This window comes from Microcoleus sp. PH2017_35_SFW_U_B (assembly GCF_020737865.1).
Lineage (GTDB): Bacteria > Cyanobacteriota > Cyanobacteriia > Cyanobacteriales > Microcoleaceae > Microcoleus.
On sequence record NZ_JAEQDE010000207.1, the window covers coordinates 1 to 3,937 of the forward strand.

A 3,937-nucleotide genomic window follows, 5' to 3' on the forward strand; every position below is an offset into this window, starting at 1 on the left:
AACCATGTAATTATAGCTCATTCGATCGTGTCTTCTCTGTTTGACCCTCATCAGTTAGTGTCAGTAACATGATACCTCATCTTTCCGAGAACCGCTATAGTAACTAGACTCTAATGCTGCGTATCCGGCAAAAGTTTCAGAGCAGTTGAGAATTTCAATAATATTAGCGCCGTCAGCGCTGGTGATTGAGCGCCGGAAAGTTCTCGTCCCGCTAAGTGAATTATCGCTCACAGCAACCAGTCCTTTCCTTCGATTACAGAACCACCACCGGGCAACTGTAAAATTTCCACAGGAAAATCTATATCGGCGCTAAACGTAGAATTAGTACCGCCTGAAGAGGCTAGTACAAGCTGACACCGACGGAGGTTACTGGCGTTATTTGGATTTTTAACAGGGTCTAGCTCTAACAACTTTAAATCTACTATTCCCTGCATGACTGCCTGAGACAAGTTCGGCGCCGTGCTGCTGCCACCAGTTCCGCTGGTGAAGGTGGAACCTGTCAAGTAATGGGTTGCTGTTGCAGTAAACTGCCCCGTGACAGCAGCAGCAGCCTGAGTATTTAACACCAGCGATACGGTTGCTATTTTTGTGGACAAGTTAACGCTAATTGTGACGGAATCAGTGCGACCGGCAATTTTAGTTAAATTGTTTTCCTCTTGTTCTAGCCTTGCCAGCAGTCCGTAAACATATCGCTCTTTACTGGCGGGCCCAGTGGGGGCAGATTGAGAAACGCCAGTTACTGTGGCACCGGTACCGGCTGTATGTACTGCCATTTTTTGGGAAACATAAATATGCTTCTAGTTTATTAACTTTTTGACACTTGATTGAACTTGAACTTTTTCTTAAGAAGTTGCTCTTTTAGATAAAAGAGCAACTTCTTAATATTTTGCGATCGCCTACCAACAAGGCTTTGAGTGGATACACTAAAGAGGGGTGTTGAAAGGTTGTCAATTGTCTAACAGTACAAAGAAAACAGCAACAAGTGAAAATATTTAGGTTTGGGCAAGCTACGCCCATGAATCAAGCCAGTTACGAACTAATCAGCAAACATTTATTTACGGAAATTCACAAGGTCTTTTTAGCTATTGCTTGGTACACTGGTGAGAGACCAGATGCCATTCTAAAAAGCCAGGTCTCTCAATTTTATGTAAATCCATCCCGGCGTATCGTGCGCTCGGAAATACTCTATAGCGCGACGACTAGGAAGGATAAGAAAACTAGAGAAATCCCCTGTCATCCCAAGTTGGAACAAATTCTTAGGGATTTTGAATGCTTGGAAAGTGGCTATTTATTTCCGTCTCGCGTTCACAAAAATGACCATCTTTGTCGGCAGGCGATCGATAAAGCTTTCCGGCGGGCTTTGAAGAAAGCGGGGCTTGAGAATCAGGGATATTCCTTGTATTCGGCACGCCGCGGGTTTATTACTCGGCTAAACAACCTCGGTTGTAGCCCTGGGCTGATTAAATCCCTCTCTGGACACGCCAGCCTTGCATCGTTGAGCCGGTATATCGAAATCTCAGAAGAACAGCGAAAAAATGCGATCGCCAATTTTTAACTAAATTATGCTAATCAACGTCAACTCAAACTCAGTAGTCAATATTTCCGAAGACTTGCGCGGCGCCAATGCTGTCGCTACTGTGTCGGCCACGACAACCGTGGGGGTAGCTCTTGCTGCTAACGCGAACAGGGCAAATTATTCTATTTACAACGCAGGCCCAGCCACCGTTTTCCTCAGGGAAGGATCTGTAGTAACTCCGGCTCTTTACACCACGCCGATTCCTTCAGGCTTCCTTTGGAAAGAAGACTTTATCTCTGCTAGATACACAGGCGTTATCTCTGTTATCACCGCGTCAGGCACGGCCTCTCTTCAAGTTTCCGAGGGGACGCTAATCTAATCAATGGGCGAACTGATTGATTTGAACCGGAAAACGATTACTGATGCGGATCTTCCGGCAACAACCGCGACGGACGCCGAAGTAGCCCAGGCGATTGCCGCGCACGAGGCAAAAACTGACCCGCACCCTAGCCTGTGGGCAAGAATAGTGGCTGGATTCCTCAGTCTGGCTGGAGGGCAGCGGATTTTAAAGAATAATCCGCCAATCACTTACACAAGCTTTTTTGGAGGTAGTAACCACTTGCCTTTCACAAGGGAGGGATATCAGCCGTAAGCCTCTATCACTTTGGCTACGGAAATGAATTGCTTCGTCTTCAAAGCGCCGACGGACTGAACGCAGCGCTAATCCATGATGGAAATATTGGAACGAAGACTGCTGGCAATGCAAATGGTTTGATGCTTGACGGCGGGGTGGCAATAAAAACAAGGCTGATTGAGGGTACTACCGCAGCCGAGCAAGGACTAGGCGTAAACATCGCCCATGGACTCGACCCTGCCAAAATTGTATCCGTGCGAGCAACAAGACATCGCTTTGACTGGGCCGTAATCGGAGCCAATTTATTTATCACTAATGTTGCGGATCAGTCGGCGAGTCTCGTATCCCGGCCATTTTCTGCACTGATTACGTACCGTTCGTAAAAAGGGGCTACCTCCGAAGCATTCCCACTACTTCCACTGCTGAAATTCCAGCAGCCAAGAGCGATCGCACTTTTTCAACTCTTGCCTGCGCGATCGGCGAATCCGTATTTCCCCCGCGGATGTGAATGTGGCGCATACGCGAACCATCGCGGTAGGAGAATCGGAAGTATTCGCCACTACGGGCCGTGCCACGCGGTCGGTAGGTGGATATAGCTTTGCACCCTGATACAGAATCATTTGGGGAATTTGATTCTGTATCAACTTCGACAGGGGCGATCGCCTCTGATACAGAATCATTTGGGGAATTTGATTCTGTATCAAGACAGGGGTGATAGCCTCTGATACAGAATCATTTGGGGCTGGAACGAGACTAACTTCGTCGGGGTACAAGAAACCCCATTCGTTTATGTGCGGATTCCAAAACCTCATGCTCCCATCAACGGGATGGACGGACTCTATTCTGAATACTTCGCCTCGCTTCACCCAAGCGGCGGCACTTGATGGTTTCTTTCGCAGCTTCACCCAGTCACCGGCTTTGTAGAGAGTTCCGACCGCGGGGGAAGTGGCGAACAGTGAAAGTTGAGCAGTTACCATTTCCCAAATCCAAAATTTAATGTGAAAGCCGATCGCCCAAAAGAGCGATCGGCTTATTGTCAGTTGACTACACGATGTCGGAAGGCATTGGGGGAATGCCTGGGAAAGGGTTGCTAGACATGGGGCTTTCCAACAGTCCTAGCAGAGACTCAATTTCTTGCAGCAGGCTGGCATCGTCTGTCGATTCCCGTGATTCTTCTTCTTCCAGTATTGCCAAGCGGCGGTCTTGAGATTGCTGGGCTTCGATAATTAGTTTCAGCAGTCTTGTGAGAACTGGATTCATGGGTTTAACGTCCTTGTTGTTGTTTAATTGCCGGTCTCTCCCGGCTGTCACGCCAGCAGGTACGCTCAGCGTTTAGCGCTTCGTTCTCTCCGAAGTGTCACGCTAGCTCTCGTTCTCAGCGTCACGTCTTACCCTTAGAATCTTGCAGGTCTCGAACCCACTTATTACTACTTGTTAGGGCAGTTATCAGCATCAGTAGCCTAGCTGTCAAATGTCAAATTCACTTTGTACTGCTACAGATAAGTGACCGCTTCATGAAAGCCTCATTTATCTGTAGCAGTCTTCTCGGAATCGTCTAGTTTTTTCAGGTCGTCTAGTTTCACCATTCTCAGGTTTGGAAATATGCAGCGGAGTTTGTCGTTGATGTAGTCGCATTCCCACTGCTCTACGTGCAGTCTGGGCCCTCCAGTGTGGTGAGCGCTGGTCTGAGGAATGAAAATTTAATAACATCAGCGATGTATAATAAATAAATGAGTGAATATGAATAGGTTAATGTTTCGGTATGGATGTCAAATATTATACCTACT

The 3,937-nt window shown here is 47.3% G+C and carries 7 protein-coding genes; 4 read left to right on the forward strand and 3 right to left on the reverse strand.

The genetic code is table 11. The features are described 5' to 3' along the window. Positions 1–227 precede the first annotated feature (227 nt). Positions 228–773, reverse strand: a complete 546-nt coding sequence (locus tag JGK36_RS33720) for a hypothetical protein (protein ID WP_293187185.1) — start codon at positions 771–773, stop codon at positions 228–230. Positions 774–1,015: 242 nt separating this feature from the next. On the opposite strand from JGK36_RS33720, the gene JGK36_RS33725 reads away from it, so the two are divergent. The 4 genes from JGK36_RS33725 to JGK36_RS33740 are packed head-to-tail and all read left to right on the forward strand — an operon-like array spanning position 1,016 to position 2,533. Beyond that, complete coding sequence (locus tag JGK36_RS33725) at positions 1,016–1,555, forward strand: site-specific integrase (RefSeq protein WP_293187186.1); 540 nt, start codon at positions 1,016–1,018, stop codon at positions 1,553–1,555. A 7-nt stretch (positions 1,556–1,562) separates the two neighbouring features. Further along, the gene (locus JGK36_RS33730; protein WP_293187187.1) at positions 1,563–1,895 is read left to right on the forward strand and encodes a hypothetical protein; all 333 of its coding nucleotides are present in this window, start codon (positions 1,563–1,565) and stop codon (positions 1,893–1,895) included. 3 nt (positions 1,896–1,898) lie between these two features. Beyond that, positions 1,899–2,168: a hypothetical protein gene (locus tag JGK36_RS33735; RefSeq protein ID WP_293201370.1), complete on the forward strand. Its 270-nt coding sequence runs from the start codon at positions 1,899–1,901 to the stop codon at positions 2,166–2,168. A 29-nt stretch (positions 2,169–2,197) separates the two neighbouring features. Then, positions 2,198–2,533 (forward strand): hypothetical protein, encoded by a 336-nt coding sequence (locus JGK36_RS33740; RefSeq protein WP_293201371.1) that lies wholly within the window; start codon positions 2,198–2,200, stop codon positions 2,531–2,533. Positions 2,534–2,560: 27 nt separating this feature from the next. Here the strand turns inward: JGK36_RS33740 and JGK36_RS33745 are convergent, their stop codons facing one another. Next, a complete protein-coding gene (locus tag JGK36_RS33745; protein WP_293201373.1) occupies positions 2,561–3,127 on the reverse strand; it encodes a hypothetical protein in 567 nt (188 codons plus the stop codon). A gap of 67 nt (positions 3,128–3,194) precedes the next feature. Then, positions 3,195–3,410, reverse strand: coding sequence for a hypothetical protein (locus JGK36_RS33750; protein WP_293187190.1), 216 nt, complete (start codon positions 3,408–3,410; stop codon positions 3,195–3,197). Between the last annotated feature and the right edge of the window lie 527 nt (positions 3,411–3,937).

Coding starts and splice junctions, on each gene's coding strand:
- JGK36_RS33735 (WP_293201370.1), top strand. CDS start 1,899: ATGGGCGAACTGATTGATTTGAACCGGAAAACGATTACTGATGCGGAT.
- JGK36_RS33745 (WP_293201373.1), bottom strand. CDS start 3,127: ATGGTAACTGCTCAACTTTCACTGTTCGCCACTTCCCCCGCGGTCGGA.
- JGK36_RS33750 (WP_293187190.1), bottom strand. CDS start 3,410: ATGAATCCAGTTCTCACAAGACTGCTGAAACTAATTATCGAAGCCCAG.
- JGK36_RS33730 (WP_293187187.1), top strand. CDS start 1,563: ATGCTAATCAACGTCAACTCAAACTCAGTAGTCAATATTTCCGAAGAC.
- JGK36_RS33725 (WP_293187186.1), top strand. CDS start 1,016: ATGAATCAAGCCAGTTACGAACTAATCAGCAAACATTTATTTACGGAA.
- JGK36_RS33720 (WP_293187185.1), bottom strand. CDS start 773: ATGGCAGTACATACAGCCGGTACCGGTGCCACAGTAACTGGCGTTTCT.